Raw genomic sequence first — 24,170 nt, forward strand, 5'->3', positions numbered from 1 at the left:
TCACTTGAGCTGATTGCGCTCGAAGGCGACGATCTCGGGCTCCGGCACGCCCGCCATGCGAGCGGCATCGACGATTTGCGCCCAGCTCGTCGCATCCACGGGAATGCCGTGCGCCCGGCGCTCCTTGCGCGTAGCGTCCTCGCGTTCGCCGGGCAGCAGGATCTCGTCGACGCCCGCCTCGCGCCGCGTTGCCTTTAGCCATTCGACAAACGCCAGCGCCTCGTGCTCGCGCGACGGCGCGTCGAACGCCGCCGGATCGACGATCACCGAGACCATGCAATTGACGATGGCATGCGTGGAAACGATGGTTTGCTCGCGTGTCGTGAAGCCGCCCGAGAGCGCGCCCGCCAGAATCTCGCACATCGCGGCGAGCCCCGAACCCTTGTGGCCCGCGACGTCGCCGCCGAACGCCCGCAGCGCCCCATGCTGCGTATCGCTGAAGAGCGCGCCGGGGTCGCGCGTGGGCCGGCCGTCACCGTCGATCAAGGCCCCCGCCGGCACGTCCACGCCTTTGTTGTACGCCACGCGCACCTTGCCCGCGGCGATCGCGCTCGTGGCGAAGTCGAGCACGAGCGGCGCGCGCCCTTCGAGCGGAAACGCCGCGCAAAACGGGTTGGTGCCGAAGCGACGGTCTATGCCGCCGAACGGCGCGACGAGCGGATCGCCCGCCACGTTGACGAAGTGGAACGACACGAGACCGGCGCGCGCACATTGCTCCGCCCAGTGCCCGATGCGCCCGATGTGGTGAGCGTTGCGCAGCCCGAGCGCACACACGCCAAGCGATTTCGCGCGCTCGATGCCGTGCTCCATCGCTTCGAACGCCACGACTTGACCGAAACCGCGCCCGGCTTCTATCGTCAACACCGCGCCTGAATCGCGTGCGATCTGCGCGTGGGCGTTCAGCTTCAGTTCGCCTTCGCGGCATGCCAGCACGTAGCGCGGAATCATCCCCACGCCGTGCGAATCGTGCCCGGCAAGATTGGCCTCGACGAGGTGGTCGGCGACCAGCGCGGCCTCGCGCGCCTCGCTGCCGGCCGCGCGCCAGATGGCGACGACGAAGGCGTGCAGCGCGCGCGCTTCGATGACGACTTGCGAACCGTTTGAAGCAGTGGCATTCGACATGTTCCGCCCCTTGTGCATGGCAATACGGCAACGGCGCGGCGTGACTGCGCCATCGCGGCAGCCGTTCTACATGACCGCCCCCAGATGCCAGGGCACGAATTCGTTCTGGCCATAGCCGTGCAGCTCACTCTTCGTGCGCGCCCCGGAGGCTGTCGCGAGCATCAGCTCGAAAATCGCCGCGCCTGCTTCGTCGACGCTCTGCTCGCCGTCGAGGATGCGGCCGCAATTGAGGTCGATGTCCTCTTCCTGGCGACGCCACAGCGCAGTGTTCGTGCCCAGCTTCAGTGAAGGCGAAGGCGCGCAGCCGTAGGCCGAACCGCGGCCTGTCGTGAAGCAGATCAGATTGGCGCCGCCCGCCACCTGCCCCGTGGCGGAGACCGGGTCGTAGCCTGGCGTATCCATGAACACGAGCCCTTGCGCGCGTACGGGTTGCGCATACTCGTAGGTCTCGACCAGCTGCGTCGTGCCGCCTTTCGCCACCGCGCCGAGCGATTTTTCGAGGATCGTCGTGAGGCCGCCCGCCTTGTTTCCAGACGACGGATTGTTGTCCATGCTGGCTTCCATGCGCGCGCAATACGCCTCCCACCAGCGGATGCGCGCCACGAGCTTTTCCCCCACCTCGCGCGAGACCGCGCGCCGCGTGAGCAGATGTTCGGCGCCGTAGATCTCGGGCGTTTCCGAGAGAATGGCCGTGCCGCCATGCGCGACGAGACGGTCTACGGCCGCACCGAGGGCGGGATTCGCGGAGATGCCCGAGTAGCCGTCCGAGCCGCCGCACTGCAGGCCGACCATGAGGTGGCGCGCAGGCACCGGCTCACGCGTCACGTTATTCGCCTCGGCCAGCAGCGCGCGCACCTGGTCGATGCCCGCGGCGACCGTGCGCGCGGTGCCGCCGGTCTGCTGGATCGTCAGGGTCGAGAGGCGCGCGCCGCGTTCGAGTTGCCCGGCCTCAACGAGGCCGTCGATCTGGTTCGTCTCGCAGCCCAGTCCGATGATCAGCACTGCATAAAAGTTGGGATGCCGCGCATAGCCCGCCAGCGTACGGCGCAAGACGGTAATCGGCTCGCCCTCGGCGGCGAGCGCGCATCCTTCACCGTGCGTGAGCGCCACCACGCCATCCACGTTGGGGAAGGCCGCGAGCGCCTCGGGGTGGATGTCACGCCTGAAGTGATCGGCAATCGCGCGCGCGACCGTCGCCGAGCAATTGACAGACGTCAGGATGCCTATGTAATTTCGCGTCGCCACGCGGCCATCGGCACGCCGGATACCGAGAAATGTGGCGGGGTGCGTGGCGGCCGGCGTTTCGTGCGCGTCCACCCCGAAGGCGTAGTCGCGCTCGAAATCGCCCATCGACAGATTCTGCGTGTGGACATGCTCGCCGCGACGGATCGGACGGCTCGCGAAGCCGATGATCTGCCCGTAGCGGCGCACCGGTTCGCCCGGCGCGATATCGCGCAAGGCAACCTTGTGCCCGGGCGGAATCATGCTCGCAACCGTGTATTCGCCATACAGCGGCGAACCGGGCAGCAACTGCGCGCGTGCAATGGCGACGTCGTCGCGCCGGTCGAGCAGAATCAGCGCGGCCGAAAGCGCCGAAGCGGCGGGCGTATCGAATGGGCTCATTGCGGCGTTCCGTTGAAAGCGCCACGTACGCCCACGTAGAGCGAGTACAGCGACGTACTGGCCGCGATGAAGAGACGATTGCGTTTCGGGCCGCCGAACACGAGATTCGCGACGGTTTCCGGCACGAGGATCTTGCCGAGCCGCGTTCCATCGGGCGCGTAGCAATGGATGCCGTCGCCCGCGCTCGTCCAGACGTTGCCGTGTTCGTCCACGCGCATGCCATCGGGCACACCGGGTGAGACTTCCGCGAACACGCGGGCGTTGTGCAGTTTGCCATGCGCATCGACGTCGAACACGCGGATATGATGCGGACCGTTCTCGATATGCGAGGCGCCCGAATCGGCGACGTAGAGGCGCGACTCGTCGGGCGAGAAGGCCAGGCCGTTGGGCTTGGCGAAATCGTCGGCCACGCGTTCCACCACGCCGGTGCCCGGCGCCACGCGATAGACATGGCATGCGCCGATCTCGCTCGGCGCCCGAAAGCCCTCGTAGTCGCCGAGAATGCCGTAGTCGGGATCCGTGAACCAGATCGAGCCGTCCGAATGCACGATCACGTCGTTGGGCGAATTCAGGCGCCGCCCTTCGAAGCGGTCCGCGATCACGGTGATCCGCCCGTCATGCTCCGTGCGCGTCACGCGCCGCGTGCCGTGCTCGCACGTCACCAGACGACATTCGCGGTCGAGCGTATTGCCGTTGCTGAAATTGGCGTTCGCGCGGAACACGCCCGCGCCGATGCCGGGCACCCAGCGCATCATCCGGTTATTGGGGATGTCGCTCCAGACGAGAAAGTCGCCTGCCGGGAACCAGACCGGCCCCTCCGCCCACATGCAGCCGCCCGCGAGTTTCTCGAACTGTGCGTTCGGCTGCAGCAGCATGCGAAAGCGCGCATCGTGGATTTCGTATTCTTGAGGATTCATCGTTCCGGCCTCGTATCGTCAGGGTCAGGTCACGGCGTCGCGCGTGACCGGTCGCAGACTGCCGCGCCGGACAATTAAATCCCAGTTGAATAGGCGTGTGAAGAATTTATTCATGCGCCTGGAATGTGGTTTACCCGCAAGCCCGCTTGGCGATCGGGTCCAGGCGAAAATCTGGTCCAGATCGAGCTCTCCAGTGCGCTATTGGGCGTTCTGGGCAGCCTTCTGGGCAGCGGCGGCGAGCATGGCGTCGCCAATGGGAGATTCCCCGAGCGACTTGAGCGCTTCGCCCGCGCCGCGAATATCGCGCTCCTCCTTGTTCTGGCTGAGCTTGCTCTTGCCCACGAGGCGCGTGATCTCGATCTGCACGCCGACGATCGCCTTGACCAGCGCATCCGTGTATTCCCTTGGCGCGTCGGCCATTTTCCATGGCGTCGGCTGCGAGGCTTCGTGCGTGCGCGTCAGGCGGCCGATCACCCCACGCACGTAGCGCTCGTCGTCGAGGATCGTGATGCGCCCGTGCGCATGAACCACCCTGTAGTTCCACGTCGGCACCTGCTTGTGCGCTTCGTGCTTGCTCGGATACCAGTTCGGCGAGATATAGGCATCGCCCGCTCTGAAGATCACGAGAACCTCATCGCCGTTGGCTACGTCCTGCCAAACGGGGTTGGCCCGCGCGACGTGCGCGCGCAACACACCGAGTTCGCCCTCTTCCGCTGCGAGTTCGAAAGGAATGTGATTGGCGTCGAGGCCGCTCTTCCCGTGCGTCACCAGCGTGCCGAACGGATGTTGGGCGATGCATTCATGCAGGACTTCCTTGCGGTTCTCGGCGAAATGGGCGGGTACGTACATGCGGGATGCCTGCTCGTGGGATGAGTAGAAAACGTGGCCGGCGCAGCCACGCGTTTCCAGTGTGCCTCAAATATGGCTCATTCCATAGATCCACCTTGCTGCATTTTCAAGGGACCAAAATCATGCCCGGAACAGCACAAGTAAAGGCGATGCCCCATCCGGGTCTGCGAGCGTCACGCCAGTCAGTGCAGCGCCTCCGCCACAGTCCGCTGGTGCACGCGCTCGAGTTCGGCGAGCTGCTGCTTGCTGTTCACGCCGAGCGTCTCCCATTCTTCGTCGGGCTGTGCGGTCACGACCGGATGGCCGGAGGCGATCGCGGCTTCCACGACGTCGGTGAGGTAATACTCGCCCTGGGCGTTGTCGTTTTTGAGCGCGTCGAGCCAGCCCGCGAGCGGCGCGGTGGGCGTCACGACGATGCCCGTGTTGATCTCGGCGATCTTGCGCTGCGCTTCGTTCGCGTCCTTCTGCTCGACGATGCGCACGACCTCGCCCGCCGCGTCGCGCACGATGCGGCCGTAACCGGTCGGATCGTCGAGCGTGACGGTGAGAATGCCGTAGCCGTCCTGGCCGGCGGCATCGACAAGGCGCCTGAGCGTCGAGGCACGCGTGAGCGGCACGTCGCCATAGAGCACGAGCGTGGGCACGCTGGCGTCGAGCAGCGGCAGCGCCTGCGCGAGCGCGTGGCCCGTGCCGAGCTGCTGCGCCTGCAGCGCGAACTGGACGTCGGGCGCGCCGACGGCCTCGCGCACGGCTTCGCCGCCATGGCCGACCACGACCACGAGGCGGGTGGGCGAAAGCGTGCGGGCGGTGTCGATGACGTGCGAGAGGAGCGGCTTGCCGGCGAGCGGATGCAGGACCTTGGGCAGCGCGGAGTGCATGCGTTTGCCCATGCCTGCCGCGAGGATCACGATATTCAATTCGTACCTCTATATATTTTTCGGTTGATATGGTTTTGACTGAGTGCGGGGTCCGGCTTATGCAAATCACTCACCACGTTTCGCCGCGTTAAATGCGTCGGATGCGCACGCGGAACGCCTTAGCGCCCCTCTATCCCCGGCATTCATCCTGATCGTCAGGCGCTGTCGCGGCTTTCAGATCGAAGTCCGCTTCCTGCAGGCCTTCGGGGCTCGTGGCGACCCAATGCAACTGGTCGGGCGAGCGCACGAGCCCGATGCTGCCGGTATAGATCCATTTGACCGGCGACGGCTGCGTGCCCGCGAGTTCGATAGATGAAGACGTCAGCTTCAGATGCAGCAGCCGTCCATCCTGCGACGGCGTGAACGCGCGATCGCCGATCACCGCAACGCCTGCCTCGCGAATGGTCGCCGGCATGCAGGAAAGCGTCGCCGTCGTCGTTCCGTTCGCATCGACGAGCTGCGCGAAGCCGCTGCCCTTGTCGTCAGTGGCGACCACGATGAAGCGCTCGATCGACGGCACGTACGAAGCCGCGTACGTGTAGTACCGCACGTGGCCAGCGATCACACGCGGGTCGCTCAGCGCCCCCGTCGCAGGATCGAGCGTCGCGACCTTCAGCCTCGCATAGGTCTCGCCGCTCACATACTGCTGCCACACGAGCAGCGCGCGCGCCGGCGAGCCGGCGATCATCGGCCACCATTCGCGCACGCGCGGCGCCACGTCGATGGCCCGTTGCAGCGAGCCGTCGGCATCATACGTCTTCACATAGACGCCGTTGCCCGTGCCGAGGTTATCGACGCCGCCACCGTCGACCCAGTCATTCGAATAGAACACCACGAAACGCGAGCCGACAGCGGCAACATGCCCCGAATGGCCGCCCGACAGAACGTCGTTCGGGTACGGCTTCACGCCTTTCAACGCGGACGTGTACAAGCCGTAGCGCTGGCTCACTTCGTTCGGCGTATTCCAGCCGTCTTCGAACGACACCATCACGCGGCCCGTATCGTTTTGCGCGACCGAAACGGGCTCCTGCGCTTCGGGACGCCGGATGAAAATGCGCGGACGGCCGAGATTGCGCTGCTGCGGCGTCCAGCGCGCGATATACACATCGTGCGTCCAGTTGCCGTCGGCGCCCGCGCCGCGCGGCGGCAGGCCCGAACTGCTGAAGAACACGGTCGTTACGCCACGCGCATCGATCGTCGCGCCGATCCCGTGCATGTAGGCGCGCATATCGCCCTTTGGCACGCGCACGGCGCCCGAGGCTTTCGCGGATTTCGCACCAGCCGGCGAAGCGACCGGAAGGAGGCCGCATGCGGCCACCAAGGCAAGCACCGCACATGTCGCCCGCATGCCGTCCCTCACTCGACCGTAACCGATTTCGCCAGATTGCGGGGCTTGTCGACATCGGTGCCGCGCACGCATGCCGTGTGATACGCGAGCAACTGCAGCGGCACCACGTGAAGGATCGGCGACAGGGGTCCGTAATGTTCCGGCAACTGGATCACGCGCACGCCGTGAGTGTTTTCGATCTTCGTGCCGGCATCCGTCAGCACATACAACTCGCCCCCGCGCGCACGCACTTCCTGCATGTTCGACTTGAGCTTGTCGAGCAGTGCATCGTTCGGCGCGACCGTAATCACCGGCATCTCGCTCGTGACAATGGCAAGCGGACCGTGCTTCAACTCACCTGCGGGATAGGCTTCCGCATGCACGTATGAAATCTCCTTGAGCTTCAGCGCGCCCTCCAGCGCGATCGGGTAATGCACGCCGCGCCCGAGAAACAGCGCGTGATCCTTGCGCGCAAGCGATTGCGCCCACGCGACGATCTGGGGCTCCAGCGCAAGGACGCTGTTCAACGCGGCAGGGAGATGGTGGAGTTGACGCAGCGCCAGCGCCTCGTCGTCGGCGCTCACGCGGCCGCGCTCTTTGGCGAGCGTCAGAGCCAGCAGGTAAAGCGCGACGAGCTGCGTCGTGAACGCCTTCGTCGACGCCACGCCGATCTCTGGCCCGGCTCCGGTCGGATATTGCAGCTCCGTGAGCCGCATCATCGAGCTGTGCGGCACGTTGCAGATCGCGAGCGTATGGTGATAGCCAAGCTGTTGCGCATGCTTCAACGCGGCGAGCGTATCGGCCGTTTCGCCCGATTGCGACACGACGACGACCATCCCGCACGGATTCACGACGCTCTCGCGATAGCGGTATTCGCTGGCGATCTCCACTTGCGTCGGAATGCCCGCGATCGATTCCAGCCAGTATTTGGCGGTCAGCGCCGAGTAGTAGCTGGTGCCGCACGCCAGCAGCAGCAACGAATCTATCTCGCTGAACGCGCGCTGCGCTTTCGCGCCGAACAGCGCCGGCGTGATCGAACGCACGCGTTCCGTCGCGTCGGCGACCACGTCGGGTTGCTCGAAGATCTCCTTCTGCATGTAGTGGCGATACGGACCCAGCTCCGCGGCATAGTGGGTAGCGTGATGCGCCTGCAGTTCGCGACGCGCCGTTGCGCCATCGCGATCGATGATATGCACCCCATCGCACGACAGCACGGCGATGTCCCCTTCTTCGAGGAAGATGAAATGCCCGGCCGTGCCGGACAGCGCCATCGCGTCCGAAGCCAGATAATTGCCGCCCTCGCCGACGCCGATCACGAGCGGAGAACCCGCACGCGCGCCGATCACGCGGTCTGGTTCGTTCTTCGCGAAAACGGCGATCGCATACGCGCCACGCAGGCGCTGCAATGCGCGCTGCACGGCCGTCAACAGATCGCGCGACGCTTCCTGCCCGCGCGTGTGGTGGATCAGATGCGCGATCACTTCCGTGTCGGTATCCGATTCGAAATGGTAGCCGAGCGCTTTCAGCTCGTCGCGCAGCGGCTCGTGATTTTCGATGATTCCGTTATGCACGAGCGCAATCTCGTCCCGCGAAAATATCGGGTGCGCGTTGTCGGTTACGGGTGCGCCGTGCGTCGCCCAGCGCGTGTGCGCGACACCGAGTGTGCCCGACAGCCGCGCTTCTTCGACCCGCTCTGCGAGATTCGCCACGCGCTCGACGCTGCGCACGCGACGCGGCGTGCCGTGCTGCAAGACGGCAACACCGCACGAGTCATAGCCGCGATATTCGAGCCGACGCAGGCCTTCAGTGAGAACGCCGACGACGTTGCGTTGAGCAACCGCTCCAATAATTCCGCACATGGTGGTCTCCGTGGTGCGTGAAATTGCTTATGTTTGATGTTCCGATATTGGGGCGCAGGAGCACTCACGCAGCCTGACGCTCGAACTCGGGCGCCGTCACGACGTGCGAGATCATGCCGTCGTCGTCGTGATACGCGACGAGGCAGCGTCCCGCATCGCCGTGCGGGACTTCAAGCGTCGTCACGGGCGGCGGCCCGTCGCTCGTTTCAGGCATGCGCCGCACGCGGTTCGCATTCATCGCATCCATCTGGCGCCCGAAGGTCCAGAGGATCATGGCCAAAACGACGATGCCGATCCCCGAGATCCCCGGCATGAATGCGTCGAGCGACAGTTCTTCTGCACTTGCATGCACCAGACACCAGCGGATGTACGCGGCGGCTAGCACCCAAGTGCCGAGCACGAGTGATGGCCGCACGAAGCGATACCACGCGACCATACGCATCGCCTTTTCCCTCGTGCATTCGGTCGCGAACTGCGAAACGGACTGCTTTGAAACATCGATGATCGGAAATTCCATGTTGTTTTCCCGTGTGGAGGATGTTGAGCCGGTTTTGTCGATTCGAATGCTTTATGTCAATTGCTCGTTGGACTGCGGCGCTTCGAGCGCTGCGCTGTACTGAGGCGCTGGTGATGCATCGCCGGCCACCGCGCCGCTCGAACGGATTCCGCGATCCGGGCTCACCCAGCGCGCGCGCTTTCTGCGGCGCTGGCTCACTACGCCCGGCAACGCGATCACTGACGCGATCATGCTGATCGCCCAGAACGCAGCGGGATACCAGACGGTGTCGACGAAATAGCGCATCAGATTCTTGTCGTAGTTCCGATCGATCAGGCAGCCGATCAAGATCTGCGCGCAGCAGGTCGCGAACAGCAGCACACCGGTGCCGCGCGGCATGAATGCGAACCGCCAGCCTTCGGGCAGCGTGAACATCGCGGTCGCCGCCATCATCACGAGCGTGAACAGCATGCAGTACGCCCACACGATGCTGATCGCGTACTCGACGAAAATCGGCCACATCATCATGTTGCGGCGTGACAGCACGGCGCCCGCATACTTGAAGAGAACCTGAATGCCCCCCTTCGCCCAGCGCAGGCGCTGCTTGTAGAGACCGTGGAACGTCTCCGGCATCAGGATCCAGCTGAGCGCGCGCGATTCGAAATTCACGGCCCATCCTTGCACCTGGAGCTTCCAGCTAATGTCGATGTCTTCGGTCAGCATGTCGGAACTCCAATAGCCGACTTCCTGAAGCGCGCGCTTCCTGAACATCGACACCACGCCGGATACGGTCAACAGACGTCCATACATGTGCTGGGTACGCTTGATCAGACCGACGATCGACGAGAATTCGCCCACCTGCATGCGGCCGAGCAGCGACGAACGCGTGCGGATGCGCGGGTTGCCGGTCACGGCGCCGACGGAGGCGTCTTCGAGGAAGTGGCGCAGCATCCAGCCGATCGCTTCCTTGTCGAGCAGCGAGTCGCCGTCGATGCACATGAGGTACTCGGCATCCGAGAGCATCGCTGCCGTCGTGAGCCCGATCGCCTTGCCCTCGTTCTGGTGCTGATGCACGACGACCAGCTTCGGATAGACGTTCACGAGCTCGTTGAGGATCGCGCCGGTGTCGTCGCGGCTGCCGTCGTTGATCGCGATGATGTTGTAGTTCGGATAGTTGAGCTGGTCCAGGCACGCGATCACTTCGCGCACGTTGTCCGCTTCGTTGTAGCAAGGCACGACCACGGACACCTTCGGAAACGTCATCGGCGGCGGCGCCGACTTGCGCCCGGCGTCCCGGCGCTCGACGAGCAGATAGTGAAGCACACCACCTGCCATCCACAGATAGGCCATCAACAATGGATAGTAAAAGACGAAGTTCGAGATAAAGCTGAAGACATTTTTCATTTTGTTCCCCGGATCCGGTTTCGCATCGTTTGGAAATTCACTTTTCGCGCGACGCTCACCCCAACATCCCCTGATTCATGCGCAGTGTGCTTTGCACCGACATCACGTCGCGCAGCACAGTCGTGTCCGGCCGGTTCTTCAGGAAGTCGTCCGGCCCATAGCCCATGTGCACGACGCCTGCGGCGTTGAGCCGTTTCATCTGTGCGCGCAGCACGGCCGCTTCGATGGGTTGCTGCGTCTGCGCGTTGAAGGCGGGCAACTCGAACACGGTCTTTACGGCCGCGCCCGGTTGCTTCATCACGATTTGCCGCAACCTGTCGAGCCATGCGTCGTCCATCGGGCTGGCAGCCCCGTTCGATGCGCGAGGCGCCGCCGTCAGCGCGACGAAGTCGTAGTTCTCGAGGGCCGATGCAAGGCTCACCGAGAAGTTGGATTCGGCGTTCGCGTCGAGCACGGCTTCGGCTGGCATCGTGCGCGCGGTCAGCACGTTGCCGCCGCCCTGATACGCGCGCACGCGCTCTGCAAGCTGGTTCGTGAAGGCGTTCAGATACGCCGTCTTGCCCTTCGCCCAGCGCTGCATCAACTCGTCGGATGCGTGAATCTGGGCGATATCGCCGGGCAGGCCCCACGATCGGTACACTGCCATCGCCGCTGCGCTCGTGTCTTCGTATGCGTTCAACGTCGCATCCGCGCCGAACACCACGCCGTTGAAGCTCGAATAGCGCGTGAGGTCATCGTAGAGATCCTGAATCGTCTGCCGCGCGAGCGGATCAAACGGGCTCAGACGCGGCATGCGTCCGCGCTGCGCATCGCCCGGGCTGATCGACGCGACTTCGACGAGGCGTCCAGCGGCCGCGTGGCCCGCCGGCAGATCGAAAGCGAGCAGCGGCATGCGCGCATACACCTGCACGCCCGCACGCGTGATCAGTTGCCAGGCAGTGCGATTGAACAGGTCGGCGCGCATCGGCAGATGACGGTTGGGGTAGTAGAGCGCGCGCGCGACGCCCGTGTTGTCGGGATCCCAATACGCCTTCAGATACACGGATTTCGGTTCGAGCGCCTTGATGCGATCGAGCAGACGGCCGAGCTTTTCTTCACTCCTGTTGGGATCGGTGTCATACATCTCGTCGAGCGATACGTTGACGACGCGCTCAACCGGGTTGCGCTCGCCGCGATATGCGCCGGGAGAGCGCATCTGCGCGATCAGCGTGCCGACGTCCCAGTCGTACGAAACGAGCAGACGCCGGATCTGCGTGAGCGGCACGTCGGGCGTGTTCGGGCCGTCGTCGAGCGTGAAATGCACGGACATGCCAAGCGCCTGCGACGCATTGATGAGCGCGGCGTTGTACATCCCATAGGGCCACACGGCCGAACGCACCGTTACGCCTACGCGCTCCTGAATCAGATCGACGCTCTTCTTCAGATCACCGCGCACGCGTTCCCGGTACTCGTCATCCGTTTCATAACGCTGCAGTTGCTGGGAGTACAGATGGGCACTCGCAGCGGGCAGTTCGTTCCCTTGTGGATTGGCGAGCGCGCCATGATGCATGTCGTGCGTGTGCGAAGCGACTTCGACGAGGCCCGACTGCGCCATTTCGCGCAGGTCGTCCCAGCTCATGAAGTAGCCCGGCGGCATCACCGACTTGTGGCTGATGCGTACTGGGTCGCCCGCAGGGGTATCCGTCCAGCGCGTGACTACACCGATCAGCGCCGGATAGCCGTACTGTTGAAGCAGCGGAAAGGCGCGGGTGTACTGGCTTTTGTACGCATCGTCGAAAGTGAGCAGCACGGCGCGCGGCGGCAGACGCGGTCCGCCGTTGCGCGACGCGACGATCTGAGCGACGCTCACCGGGCGAAAGTCCTTTGCCTTCAGCCACGCGAAGATGGTGTTGAGCGTTGCCGTGCTGATCGCACAGGTATCGGCGACCGTCGACACGTCGGCGTGCAGATCGTCGCGGATATCGTGAATGGCGAGCACGCGAAACGTGAGTCCATCGTCGGCATCGGCCGGCGGCAAACGGTCGAGCGCGAGGCGAGCCTGCGCGGCGGGCACTGCGGCGAGACCCGCGGCGAAAGCGAGAAAACGTCGGCGATTGAGCTTGTCCATAATGGCCTACAGGGGAACATTCAGGTTCAGGTAGATGAGCTTGCTGGTCTCGCGCGTGTGATCCATTCGCTGGCTGGAAAGACCGAGGCCATACGCAAGGGACGCGTGCGCACTGAACTGCCACTGTTGTTCAAGACGCACTTCCCACAGCAAGCTGTTTCCGATGTCCGTTTGACGATAGCCGCCGAGGGTCGCGTAGGCGCGATTCGCAAGCGACTGGTCGGCGTTGCGCCACGAGGTCCACTGGTACATCGCGGTCACTTGAGCAGTCAGATCGCGGTGAGGCGCGAAGTACGCGGTGTTCGCGAGCGTGTTGCTGCTCGTGTTCAGCTCGACCCATGTCGCGACGAGTTGATTCGGCGTATTGATGAGGCGCTCGTACCAGGTGCCGACCCAGGCCTGGTTGAAGTTGGTGTCGCTATAACGCGCTGCGCCGTAGGCCAGATCGAAGTAGCGGTAATCGTCGATCGTGTAGCGCACGCTGCCCGTTGCCGTGCGGCCCGTCACGCCTTGCTGATACGCCTTCCACGGCAGCGAGTTGGCATTGCTGTCCACCCCCGCCTGGAAGCGCCAGTGATCATCGGGCGCGTAGCTCAGGCTGCCGGCGCCGCCGGTTCTCGCTTGCGGTCCTGTCGAGCGATCGACTTCCGCAGCGGCATCGATGCCGCGGAACCGGAAGTCGCCGCCGATACCATTGCGAATGCGGCTCACGCTGTTGCCGTCGCCTGTGTCCGCACGTCCGCTGAACTGATGCGCAAATACCCGCCAGTAGTCGGCGATCGGCATCGAGTAGAGCTGGGTGTCGATGCCCCAGTTGTTGTCGGCAAGTACCGAATTACCCTTCTGCCCGTTCGCGGCAATGATCAGCTGCGGACTCTTGTAGGCAGCGTAATCGCGCTGGAACACCTTCACCGTGTTGTTGTCCGGAAAGCGGTCTCCGAAAGTCGCGTTCACGTCGGCTGCGCGATCGTACTGGTTCAGCTCGAGCGCAGTGCGGCCCAGGCTGGCCAGCGTTTCGATGTCGCCGGGATGATCGACGAGCGTGTCTTCGTAGACCTTTTGCGCTTCGCGCGGCCGCTGCTGCACGAGCGACGCGTCCGAACGCGCGTTGATCAGCGCAGGATCAAACGGCGCTTCGTGGCGCAGATCATCGAGCGCGGCGACGCCTTCGCGCGTGCGGTCCGTGTAGAGCAGGTACTGCGCCTGCAGCTTTTTCACACGGCCATAATCTTCGTTGACGTCTTCGGGATGCTCGGCGAGATCGGCGCGAACCGGCGTGCTCGCCGAAATTTGCTTCAACAACCGTTGCGCGTCGTCGTAGCGGCCCGAATCCAGGTATGCGAAGAAGAGCCCTTCCTCTACGTCGATGCGCTTTAGCACATGCGGCTCGACGGACGGCACGAGCGGATCGACGGGCGTTTGCAAGGCGTGCTCATACGCGGGCACGGCCTTGCGCGGCTGGTCGAGATACGTGTACGCGTCGCCAGCCGCCGCGTAGGTGCGTGCCGGCATCCGCTCATTGGAGCGGGACAGGGCCTCATAGAGCGCGGTAGCGTCCTTCATGCGGCCAAGCCCCTGCAATGCGGCGACTTTCTCGACCAGCACCGCCCGGCGCACATCGGCGTATTCGTCCGTCTCGGGCGTGCGCGCGAGCATGTCGTCGATGTGCTCGAGCGCGGTTCTGTACTGGGCGAGGCGATCTGGATCATCGGATGCGAGCGATTGCTGCCGGCCCCAGTGCACTTCCGTCTCCACGACGAGCGCTTCGATCTGCAAGAGCTCATGATCGGAGAACGCATCGCGACTCGCGCGCGCGTCCTGCAGCGCAAGCTGCGCCGCGCCCGCACCCGCTTGCGCAAAGATACGTTTGCGGAGCTGGTCGCGCTCCGTGTCCACCTTGCCTTCCGCCACCTGGCCTTCTGCGACGTTCCCCGTGATTCCGGACGCAGTGGTCGGCTGCGCGGCGCAGTAGTCGCGCGCAAGCAGCACCAGCAGCAAGGCGGTCGCCTTGACTGCGGCGTGCTTGTGTCGGCTAGAGCGTTTGGTTTTCATTGTTCCTCGCGTGGTCGGTGCCAGCCGACAGGCAAAGCGATTCCCTGCACCATACGAATGGCGCATTGAGGGCAACAACGATCGCTTTGTCTGGCGAGCGGCGGGTAGTTCAGCGTTGTGTTCCGGGTGCCGGTTATTGCGTTGCGCACCTGCCCCGTTCATTTGCGCGGCGAGCCTTATAGCGAAGCCCGTGCCAGCATCCCGCCGAACCTTCTGTTTTCAGGACTCCGTTCAGAAACCGCCTTGCAAAGCTGCGAGGAACGTCTAAAAACGTTTCATCGGTGAAGTCGCCAAGCCATGCCCCCCTCCTCCGGACATCATCTTCGGGACGCCGATAGTGATGGAAACCCCTACTCCGACAGGCCACGCGCTTGTGCGTCGCGTCAATCTCTCGCTTTGATTCAGGAATGAAACGGCATGCACACCCGTGGCGATGTCTCGGATGTAGACGCACTTCGAACGTGCGTGCGCGAACCGCGAGCCGAGGTCGCTCCGTTGCTGAAGAGAGCGTGCGGCTGCACACATAACTGATCTGTATTTCTATTTATCCGCGGCAGCACTTGGGGCGAAACAGTGATCAATGGGGTTGCCGTCGATCACCGGACAGATTTCGTCCGCATGCGTAAATTGCGCGGCTGCGGCTCGCTCGACAGCTCGTTAGCGTCATTTGTGGCGCGCATTCTGGTCACACGCGTTCGCGCGATTCGCACCGCGTCGGCCATTGAAGCGCGATTGCAAATGACACATAAGTGCTGCGCTTCGCGAAGGGCGTTCGATGCCTTTGATGATTCAGGGATACAGAAGCGCTCGCGCCCGTGTGCACGGGGGCGAGGCGGAAAAAGAACAGATCACCAGGCAGCTTCGCTGCGCAACGCCCGGGAAACTCCCAAGGCAACATGAAAACTGATGCACTTCTGAACACGGGTGAATGACATCGCGTGCGCTGCGCCATGGCATTTTCAAACTGGCAATGATGTTCAGACGTGCCAGCGCAGAGAAAGCGCGCTGGATGGCACAGCATCTGCGAAGACGGCACTTCCGACGTCGTCATCGCCTCATTTGCCGATTGCCTGTCACAACAGCGTTCTGCGCCTTCCGGCAATGGATCGCAAAGCGTGTGTTCCCCAACATATCTTCTTCGAAGCTTTTGCGATGATTCGCCGGGCCGAACGCCAGCGGCTTGTCGAATGGCACCGGTGCGCAGACAGAGCATGCGCTCATTCGATCGTTTTGGTGGTCGCCGTTTGTATTTTTCTTTCCTTGAACCGCAAAACGCTGATGATGGTGCGTCGGCTAGTTCGGGGAATTTCTTTAGCGGTTTGCTGCTGCGCTCTACGCGTTAGCGCGCAGTTGAAAGAGGCGGCGCATCGTCGTAATGGCGTCTATGGAAAAGGACCGGGCGCACGTGTGGTGCGCCCCGAATCGGTCAAGCTCTCGCTAATTCGCCCGCTCGCGCAGCGTCCTCGCAGCTGCAACCATATTGGTGAGCGCTGGAATGACCTCGGCCCACTGGCGCGTCTTCAGACCGCAATCGGGATTCACCCAAAGGCGCTGCGCCGGAATACGCTCGGCGGCCTTCTGCATCAATTGCACGATATGCGCCTCGCTCGGGATGTTCGGCGAGTGAATGTCGTACACGCCCGGCCCGATTTCATTCGGATAGCTGAAGTTTTCGAAAGCGTCGAGCAGTTCCATATCTGAGCGTGATGTCTCGATCGTGATGACATCGGCGTCCATCCCGGCAATCGAGGCAATGATGTCGTTGAACTCCGAGTAGCACATGTGCGTGTGGATCTGCGTTTCGTCCCCCACGCCGTTCGCGGCGATGCGAAACGATTCGATGGCCCAGCGCAGGTATTCGGCCCACTGCGCGCGGCGCAGCGGCAGGCCTTCGCGCAGCGCGGCCTCGTCGATCTGGATCACGCGCACGCCGGCCCTCTCCAGATCGAGCACTTCTTCGCGAATGGCGAGTGCGAGCTGGTAGCACGAGACCGAACGCGGCTGGTCGTCGCGCACGAAGGACCAGTTGAGCATCGTGACCGGGCCCGTGAGCATGCCCTTCATGGGCTTGTTCGTGAGCGACTGCGCATAGGCGATCCACTCGACCGTCATCGCCTTCGGCCGGCTGATATCGCCGAACAAAATCGGCGGCTTCACGCAGCGCGAGCCGTACGACTGCACCCAGCCGAACTCGCTGAACGCATAGCCGTCGAGCTGCTCGCCGAAGTATTCGACCATGTCGTTGCGCTCGGCTTCGCCGTGCACGAGCACGTCGAGGCCCAGTTGCTCCTGTTCGCGCACGCTGCGTTCGATTTCGGCGCGCATGGCGTCCCGATAGCCTGTTTTGCCGAGCGCGCCGCGCTTGAACTCGCTGCGTGCGTGGCGGATTTCCGCCGTTTGCGGGAACGAGCCGATCGTCGTGGTCGGGTAGGCGGGGAGCTTGAGGTGAGCAGCCTGTTTTGCGGCACGCAGAGCGTAAGCGTTGCGGCGATTGCCGAGTGTGGCATCGATGCGGGCAATCGCCGCTTTCACCGCCGCGTTGTTCACGCGGGACGACTGGCGTCGCGCCTGAATGTCAGCGGCGTTCGCTGCGAGTTCAGTGGCGACCTTGTCGCGGCCTTCGTTGAGCGCCGTGGCCAGCACCTTCACTTCATCGAGCTTTTGCAGCGCAAATGCGAGCCACGAGCGCATTTGTGCGTCGAGCTTCGCTTCGCTCGAGAGATCGACCGGCACGTGCAGCAGCGAGCACGAAGGCGCGATCCACAGACGGTCCCCCAGTTGCTTCGCGAGCGGTTCGAGCCAGTCGAGCGCGGCGTTCAGATCCGTCTTCCAGATGTTGCGGCCGTTCACCGCGCCCACCGAAAGCACCCGCTGCGCAGGCAGCTTTCGAGCGGCCAGCGCGATCTCTTCGCGTGCGTTGATCGCATCGATGTGCAGACCGTCGACAGGCAGCGAGCAGGCAAGGTCCAGATTCTCCTGGAGCGCGCCAAAGTAAGTCGCGAGCAGCAGCTTCACGCCACGCACCTCGAACCCTTCATACGCAGTGGCGAACGCGGCGCGCCATGCCGGATCGAGTTCGGTCACGAGTATCGGCTCGTCGATCTGCACCCACTCCACGTCCATCACGCGGAAGTAGTCGAGCAGCGCGCGATACACCGGCATGATGCGCGGCAGCAGCGCGAGCTTGTCCGCGAGTTTGTCACCCCCGTCCCTGGCCTTGCCGAGCCACAGGTACGTGAGCGGCCCGACGATGACGGGCTTGGCCTTCACGCCCAGTTCGCGCGCTTCGCGCAGTTGCCCGGATAGGCGCGACGTATCGAGGTTGAACTGCGTATCGACCGTGAATTCGGGGACGATGTAGTGATAGTTCGTGTCGAACCACTTCGTCATCTCGCCGGCCGCGACGCCGCCGCAGCAGGCGGCATGGTCGTCGGCGCCGTGGGCCGAGCGCCCGCGCGCCACACGGAAGTAGTTGTCGAGCTTGTCGCCGTGAAAGCCCTGCACGCGTTGCGGCAGGTTGCCGAGCGTGAAGCTCATGTCGAGCACCTGGTCGTAGAACGAGAAGTCTCCGGCGGGCACGAAGTCGAGCCCCTTCTGGTCCGCCCAGTGGCGCGCGCGCAGTTGCGCACCTAGCGCCTTGAGCTCGTTGCGCGACGATTCGCCTTTCCAGTAGCGTTCGAGACCAAACTTGAGTTCACGTTTCGCGCCAATGCGCGGAAAGCCGAGGTTGTGTGTAGTGACCATGTGCGCTGCCATTCAATAACAACAATGCGGGAAAAGCCCGGAATGGCAGCCATGATAGGGGTTTCATCTCATGAAATATAATGGCATTATTTCATTTATCCATTAGATTTTTTCATTGCCCGATATCGGGCGGCTTGCCATGCTCGAACGCATTCATCTGGTCATCGTCCGCGAAGTCCAGCGCCAGGGGTCGCTCACCGCCGCGGCGGGCGCACTTTTTCTCACGCAGTCGGCGCTGAGCCACACGGTCAAGAAGATCGAGCAGCAGCTCGGCACGCCGATCTGGGACCGCGAAGGGCGCAGCCTGCGGCTCACCCAGGCGGGTCAATATCTGCTGTCGCTCGCCGAACGACTGCTGCCGCAATTCGAACTGGCCGAGGCACGCATGAAGCAATACGCCGACGGCGAGCGCGGCACCCTGCGCATCGGCATGGAGTGCCATCCTTGCTACCAGTGGCTGCTCAAGATCGTTTCGCCCTATCTCGCGCGCTGGCCCGATGTCGATGTGGATGTGAAGCAGCGCTTTCAGTTTGGCGGCATCGGCGCGCTGTTCGGCTACGACATCGACGTGCTGGTCACGCCCGATCCGCTCAACCGGCCAGGCCTGCGCTTCGAGCCCGTGTTCGACTACGAGCAGGTGCTCGTGGTAGCCGAGGGACACGGGCTCGCCAAGGTCCGCTACGTGAAGCCCGAGCAACTCGTGGACCAAACGCTCATCACCTACCCGGTGGAGACGGACCGGCTCGACATCTACAACCAGTTCCTGCGCCCCGCCAATATCACACCGCGCCGCCACAAGACGATCGAAACGACGGACATCATGATGCAGATGGTGGCGAGTGGCCGGGGCGTGGCGGCGCTGCCGCGCTGGCTCGCCGAGGAATACGCGGACCGCATGCCGCTCGTCGCGCTCAAGCTCGGCAAGGAAGGTATCGCCAAGCAGATCTTTCTCGGCACGCGCGAGGCCGACGCCGTGGTGGACTACCTGAGTTCGTTCGTCGAGTTCGCACGCAAGTCGAACTGGCACGCGCCGCGAATGAAGCGTTAAACGTTTCGCGGCATTGGATGCCGCTGCGATTTGCCCAGTTCGATCGCCAGAAAATCGACAAACGCGCGAATACGCGCGGAAAGCTGGTGGCGCTGCGCATAGACCGCATAGATGTCCGCGCCCGGCGTCTCGTACTCGGGCAGCACGACCACGAGCCGTCCATCCGCCAGATACTCGTTGATGTCCCACTCGGCGCGCATCAGTATGCCGTGTCCGTCCAGCGCCCATTTCACGGCAATCTCGCCGTCGTTGGTCGTGAGGTTGCCATTGACCCGGATGGCTTCTGGTTTGCGCGAGTGGCCGCGTTCGTGCGAGAGCCGCCACACGCCATAGGCTTCGTCGCCCTGGCGAATGCTGATGCAGTTGTGCTTCGCGAGATCGTGCGGCGTTGCAGGCGTGCCCCGGCTCGCGAGATAGGCGGGCGATGCGCAGAGCAAACGCCGGTTCGCCGCGAGACGCCGCGCGATCACGCGCGTGTCGGGCGGCTCGCCAAAGCGGATGCACACATCGTATGAATCCTCGGTGAGCGGCGGCGGCATGACCGAAAGCTGAAGCTGCACCGAAACCTGCGGATATTGCGCGACGAAGCGCGAAAGCGCCGGCCCGATATGGCTGCGCCCGAAGCCCAGTGTCGCGTTCACGCGCAGCAAGCCTTTGGGATGCTTTTTCGAGCCGCCCAGCAATTCGCCCAGCTCGTCGATCTCATCGAGTATGCGGCGCGCGTGCTCCAGATACACCTCGCCTTCGGGCGTGAGCATCATGCGGCGCGTCGTGCGGTTGACGAGCGGCACCCCGGCGCGTTCCTCCATTTGCGCGAGCCGCTTGCTCACGGCGGCCGGCGTGAGGCCCAGCTCGCGCGCGGCGGCGCTCAGGTTTCCCGAGGAGGCCAGTGTCGAGAAGAAGCCCAGATCGGCGGGTTGAACGGTGTCGGCCACGGTCGCCACTTGTGAATTCAAGTTAATGATGCTTTGAGTCTAGCACCGGTTTTTGAACCACGAGTTCGGTAAAGTGAGTCCCCACTAGCCCTATTCCAAAGGAACGAGACATGAAGACGTATCGCATCGCAACCATTCCCGGCGACGGCATCGGCAAGGAGGTCGTGCCCGCGGGGCAGGCGCTCCTGGAAGCGCTTGCGAAAACCACGCAACGGTTTGCCTTCGAGTTCGAAAACTTCGACTGGGGCGCCGACTACTACCGCAAGCACGGCGTAATGATGCCGGCCGACGGGCTCGATGCGATTCGCAACAAGGACGCGATTCTGTTCGGCTCCGCGGGCGACCCGGACGTGCCCGATCACATCACGCTCTGGGGCCTGCGCCTGAAGATCTGCCAGGGGCTCGACCAGTACGCGAACGTGCGCCCCACGCGCATTCTTCCCGGCATCGACGCGCCGCTCAAGCGCTGCAAGCCCGAGGATCTGAACTGGGTGATCGTGCGCGAGAACTCCGAAGGCGAATATTCGGGCGTGGGCGGCCGCGTGCATCAGGGCCATCCGCTCGAAGTCGCGACCGACGTGTCGATCCTCACGCGCGCCGGCGTCGAACGCATCCTGCGCTTCGCATTCCGTCTCGCGCAGTCGCGCCCCCGCAAGCTGCTCACGGTCATCACCAAGAGCAACGCTCAGCGCCATGCCATGGTCATGTGGGACGAAATCGCGCAGCAGGTCTCGAAGGAGTTCCCGGACGTGAAGTGGGACAAGGAACTCGTCGACGCCGCCACGGCGCGCATGGTCAACCGCCCCGCCTCGCTTGACACCATCGTCGCAACCAACCTGCACGCCGACATCCTGAGCGACCTCGCCGCCGCGCTCGCGGGCAGCCTCGGCATTGCGCCGACCGGCAACATCGACCCCGAACGCCGCTACCCGTCGATGTTCGAGCCGATCCACGGTTCGGCGTTCGACATCATGGGCAAGGGGCTCGCAAACCCGATAGGCACGTTCTGGTCGGTCGTGATGCTGCTCGAACACCTCGGTGAAAACGAGGCCGCCGCGCGCGTGATGCAGGCCATCGAGACCGTGACGGCCAACCCCGCGCTGCACACCGGCGACCTGGGCGGCAAGGCAAGCACGGCGCAGGTCACCGCGGCGGTGTGCGAACTCGTCGGGAAAGCGGCCGTCGCCGCGTGACCATGGGTGTGAACGCGACCGTGCAGTAGACAAGCACACGCCGGGGCGTGACACAAAAAGAACCCGCACGCCCCCGCCAACCCACCCTCCATGGAGGAGACACATGAATTCGGACATCGAATCAATCGTCACGCGCAAGCTCATGTGGCGCATCATCCCGTTCGTCATGCTGCTCTATTTCGTGAGCTTTCTCGACCGGGTCAACGTGGGCTTCGCGGCAATGACGATGAACAAGGCGATTGGCCTCAGTCCCACGGCGTTCGGCCTGGGCGGCGGCCTGTTCTTCATCGGCTACTTTCTTTTCGAGGTGCCTTCCAACCTCATCCTGCACCGTGTGGGCGCGCGCATCTGGATCGCGCGTGTCATGGTCACCTGGGGCGTGGTCTCGGCCGCGTCCGCATTCGCGACGGGGCCGACGAGCTTCTACGTGCTGCGCTTCCTGCTCGGCGTGGCGGAAGCGGGGTTTTTCCCCGGCATCATTCTCTACCTGAGCCTGTGGTTTCCAACGAAGCAACGCGCGGCTGCGGCCGCATGGTTCATGGCAGCCGCACCGATTTCTACGGCACTCGGCTCCCCGATCTCGGGCGCGCTCATGCAACTGCCGCCGATGTTCGGTCTCGCCAACTGGCAACTGCTCTACGTGATCGAGGCGATTCCCGCCGTCGTGCTGGGTTTCGTGGTGCTGAAAGCGCTCACCGATGCGCCTTCGAAAGCGCGCTGGCTCGATGCGAAAGAGCGCGACTGGCTCATGGCGAAGCTTGCCGGGGAAGCGAAAATGCGTGAGGGCCACGCGGGCCACACGACAGGCGCCTTGAGCGCGCTGCGCGACCCGCGCGTGCTGGCGCTGGCGCTGATCTACTTCGGCACCTCGGCCGGTCTTTACACGCTGGGACTGTGGGCGCCGCTGATCATCCGGCAATACGGCTTCAGTGCGATGGAGACCGGGCTCCTCAACGCGATTCCCAGCATCGTGGCGGTCATCGCGATGATTCTCTGGGCACGGCACTCCGATCGCACCGCGGAGCGCACCTGGCACGTCGTGATTCCCTGCGTGCTGGCTTGCGTGGGCTTTGTGTTCGCGGGCCGGGCCGACACCGCGCTGACGATCGTGCTGGCGCTCGTGGTGGTGAATATCGGCATCAGCGCCGCGAAGGCGCCGCTGTGGGCCATGCCCAGCATGTTTCTCTCAGGCGCCGGCGCTGCCGCCGGAATCGCCATGATCAATTCGATCGGCAATCTCGGGGGCTTCGTGGGCCCCGCCGTGATCGGTTGGCTGAAGAACCGGACCGGGAGTTACGCAGCGGGGCTGTACGTAGTTGGCGCGACGCTGGCGCTTTCCGCGTTGGTGACTTTGATATTGAGCCGCAAGGCGAGTCAGCCGGTGATGGCGCAGGTCGGGCACGACCACTGAGCGAAGCACACGCGCATGATCGCGCGCTTGCCTCAAGCATCGCCAGCCTCGCGAATCGGAATCACGCTACGACCGCCGCAACGACGCAGCAGGTCGCGCAATTCAATGATGACGGGAAAGACTTCGTGATTCCAGTCGGCGGCCTGATGGTCGTGCGCCGCCTGCTCCAGCTCCACGATCGCACAGTCTTCCTTGAAGATGCGCTCAGTGAACCAGACCAGCAGCGGCCACGCCGCATCGAGCAGGAACGGCACGGCCGGCCTTCGCACAGAAAGGAGTCCGAAGGTTCGATTCGTGCGCTGCCGTGAATCGAGCGGCACATAGACGATCCACAGGTCCATGACGAGCGTGTCGTCGGCCGAACGTATTTCCAGCGTTTGATAAGGGTATTGCGTGCGGATGGTCATCACGCTGCGGGCGCTCGGGTCCGCGCGGTTCTTGCTCGCGCCGAACACGAGCGCTTCGCCCCTCGGCTGCTTGCCGGCCATGCGCGCGAACGTGTAATCGACCTCGAGCGAGTTCTCGTCGCGCCGCCGCGCAAGCGAGCGCGCCCGCATCTGGCCCATCTGGCGCCGGTGCAGGAACTGATGGTTCATGTCCATGAGGTTTTCGTGCATGAACGAGTAATGGCACCTGACCTCACCGCCGAAGCGGCGCGTCTTGAAGGCCTTGTCCGTCACGGAGGCCAGCGCGGGTAGCGGTCGATCGCCGGCCAGCGTGGCGTTGCCGGGAAAGACGAAGATCATGCTGTGCGCCTCGCGGCACGGGTAGGCGCGCACGCCGTTGGGCAGCCGTTCCTTGCCGAGATAAGGCACATCCACGCATTGGCCTGAACAATCGTAAGTCCAGCCGTGGTAACCGCAGCGGATCGATTCGCCTTCCACTACGCCCGCATGCAGCGGCACCTGCCGGTGCGCGCAGCGATCTTCGAGCGCAAACACCGAACCGGAAACGGTGCGCACGAGCACGACCGGTTCGCCCGCGAAATGCGCGCCGATCATCTTTCCAGGCTTGAGGTCGCGCGACCAGGCGAGCGGATACCAGTGATCGGGGTGGATGGGTACCCGGCGCAGGTCGCCCGGGTTGCTGATGTCGCGCAAGGGCGACTCGCCCGTGCCGCCGTCGGTGAAAGGCATTGCGCGCATGGGTGAGGGCTCCTTGCCTGG

At 63.8% G+C, this 24,170-nt stretch carries 16 protein-coding genes and 1 pseudogene; 3 read left to right on the forward strand and 14 right to left on the reverse strand.

What is annotated here, in order from left to right; translation table 11 throughout:
- From VSR34_RS28360 to metE, 12 genes and pseudogenes are all read right to left on the reverse strand, one after another.
- Positions 1-1,122 (reverse strand): malate/lactate/ureidoglycolate dehydrogenase, encoded by a 1,122-nt coding sequence (locus VSR34_RS28360; protein WP_342964153.1) that lies wholly within the window; start codon positions 1,120-1,122, stop codon positions 1-3.
- A gap of 66 nt (positions 1,123-1,188) precedes the next feature.
- Positions 1,189-2,745 carry an altronate dehydratase family protein gene (locus VSR34_RS28365; RefSeq protein WP_342964154.1) on the reverse strand — a complete coding sequence of 519 codons (1,557 nt, stop codon included), beginning with the start codon at positions 2,743-2,745 and terminating at the stop codon, positions 1,189-1,191.
- On the reverse strand, positions 2,742-3,662 hold the full coding sequence (locus VSR34_RS28370) for an SMP-30/gluconolactonase/LRE family protein (RefSeq protein ID WP_028214379.1): 921 nt from the start codon (positions 3,660-3,662) through the stop codon (positions 2,742-2,744). The genes VSR34_RS28365 and VSR34_RS28370 overlap by 4 nt, the downstream gene beginning before the upstream one ends.
- 198 nt (positions 3,663-3,860) lie before the next feature.
- The gene (locus tag VSR34_RS28375) at positions 3,861-4,511 is read right to left on the reverse strand and encodes an FMN-binding negative transcriptional regulator (protein ID WP_028214378.1); all 651 of its coding nucleotides are present in this window, start codon (positions 4,509-4,511) and stop codon (positions 3,861-3,863) included.
- Positions 4,512-4,670: 159 nt separating this feature from the next.
- Positions 4,671-5,428, reverse strand: a pseudogene (locus VSR34_RS28380) (NTP transferase domain-containing protein); the annotation flags it as partial.
- Positions 5,429-5,558: 130 nt separating this feature from the next.
- A complete protein-coding gene (locus tag VSR34_RS28385; protein WP_342964155.1) occupies positions 5,559-6,671 on the reverse strand; it encodes a hypothetical protein in 1,113 nt (370 codons plus the stop codon).
- A 113-nt stretch (positions 6,672-6,784) separates the two neighbouring features.
- A complete protein-coding gene (glmS, locus tag VSR34_RS28390) occupies positions 6,785-8,614 on the reverse strand; it encodes a glutamine--fructose-6-phosphate transaminase (isomerizing) (protein ID WP_028214376.1) in 1,830 nt (609 codons plus the stop codon).
- A 64-nt stretch (positions 8,615-8,678) separates the two neighbouring features.
- Entirely contained in the window at positions 8,679-9,131 is a 453-nt protein-coding gene (locus VSR34_RS28395) for a hypothetical protein (RefSeq protein WP_342964156.1), read from the reverse strand.
- A gap of 51 nt (positions 9,132-9,182) precedes the next feature.
- Entirely contained in the window at positions 9,183-10,514 is a 1,332-nt protein-coding gene (gene pgaC / locus VSR34_RS28400) for a poly-beta-1,6-N-acetyl-D-glucosamine synthase (RefSeq protein ID WP_342964157.1), read from the reverse strand.
- Positions 10,515-10,569: 55 nt separating this feature from the next.
- Positions 10,570-12,621 carry a poly-beta-1,6-N-acetyl-D-glucosamine N-deacetylase PgaB gene (gene pgaB / locus VSR34_RS28405; RefSeq protein WP_028214373.1) on the reverse strand — a complete coding sequence of 684 codons (2,052 nt, stop codon included), beginning with the start codon at positions 12,619-12,621 and terminating at the stop codon, positions 10,570-10,572.
- Positions 12,622-12,627: 6 nt separating this feature from the next.
- A complete protein-coding gene (pgaA, locus tag VSR34_RS28410; RefSeq protein ID WP_342964158.1) occupies positions 12,628-14,673 on the reverse strand; it encodes a poly-beta-1,6 N-acetyl-D-glucosamine export porin PgaA in 2,046 nt (681 codons plus the stop codon).
- A gap of 1,437 nt (positions 14,674-16,110) precedes the next feature.
- Positions 16,111-18,417 carry a 5-methyltetrahydropteroyltriglutamate--homocysteine S-methyltransferase gene (gene metE / locus VSR34_RS28415; RefSeq protein WP_342964159.1) on the reverse strand — a complete coding sequence of 769 codons (2,307 nt, stop codon included), beginning with the start codon at positions 18,415-18,417 and terminating at the stop codon, positions 16,111-16,113.
- Between the two features lie 139 nt (positions 18,418-18,556).
- Here metE and VSR34_RS28420 point away from each other — a divergent pair, with 139 nt between their 5' ends.
- The gene (locus VSR34_RS28420; RefSeq protein WP_028214370.1) at positions 18,557-19,465 is read left to right on the forward strand and encodes a LysR family transcriptional regulator; all 909 of its coding nucleotides are present in this window, start codon (positions 18,557-18,559) and stop codon (positions 19,463-19,465) included.
- On the opposite strand, the gene VSR34_RS28425 is transcribed toward VSR34_RS28420, so the two are convergent.
- A complete protein-coding gene (locus VSR34_RS28425) occupies positions 19,462-20,400 on the reverse strand; it encodes a LysR family transcriptional regulator (RefSeq protein ID WP_028214369.1) in 939 nt (312 codons plus the stop codon). The two genes, VSR34_RS28420 and VSR34_RS28425, sit on opposite strands and share 4 nt — an antisense overlap.
- A gap of 110 nt (positions 20,401-20,510) precedes the next feature.
- On the opposite strand from VSR34_RS28425, the gene VSR34_RS28430 reads away from it, so the two are divergent.
- Positions 20,511-21,593 carry a tartrate dehydrogenase gene (locus tag VSR34_RS28430; protein ID WP_028214368.1) on the forward strand — a complete coding sequence of 361 codons (1,083 nt, stop codon included), beginning with the start codon at positions 20,511-20,513 and terminating at the stop codon, positions 21,591-21,593.
- A gap of 103 nt (positions 21,594-21,696) precedes the next feature.
- Positions 21,697-23,004: an MFS transporter gene (locus tag VSR34_RS28435; protein ID WP_028214367.1), complete on the forward strand. Its 1,308-nt coding sequence runs from the start codon at positions 21,697-21,699 to the stop codon at positions 23,002-23,004.
- Positions 23,005-23,036: 32 nt separating this feature from the next.
- On the opposite strand, the gene VSR34_RS28440 is transcribed toward VSR34_RS28435, so the two are convergent.
- Complete coding sequence (locus VSR34_RS28440; protein ID WP_028214366.1) at positions 23,037-24,149, reverse strand: aromatic ring-hydroxylating dioxygenase subunit alpha; 1,113 nt, start codon at positions 24,147-24,149, stop codon at positions 23,037-23,039.
- Positions 24,150-24,170: the final 21 nt, after the last annotated feature.

Source organism: Paraburkholderia sp. JHI2823, from assembly GCF_038900695.1.
Classification (GTDB): Bacteria; Pseudomonadota; Gammaproteobacteria; order Burkholderiales; family Burkholderiaceae; genus Paraburkholderia; species Paraburkholderia mimosarum.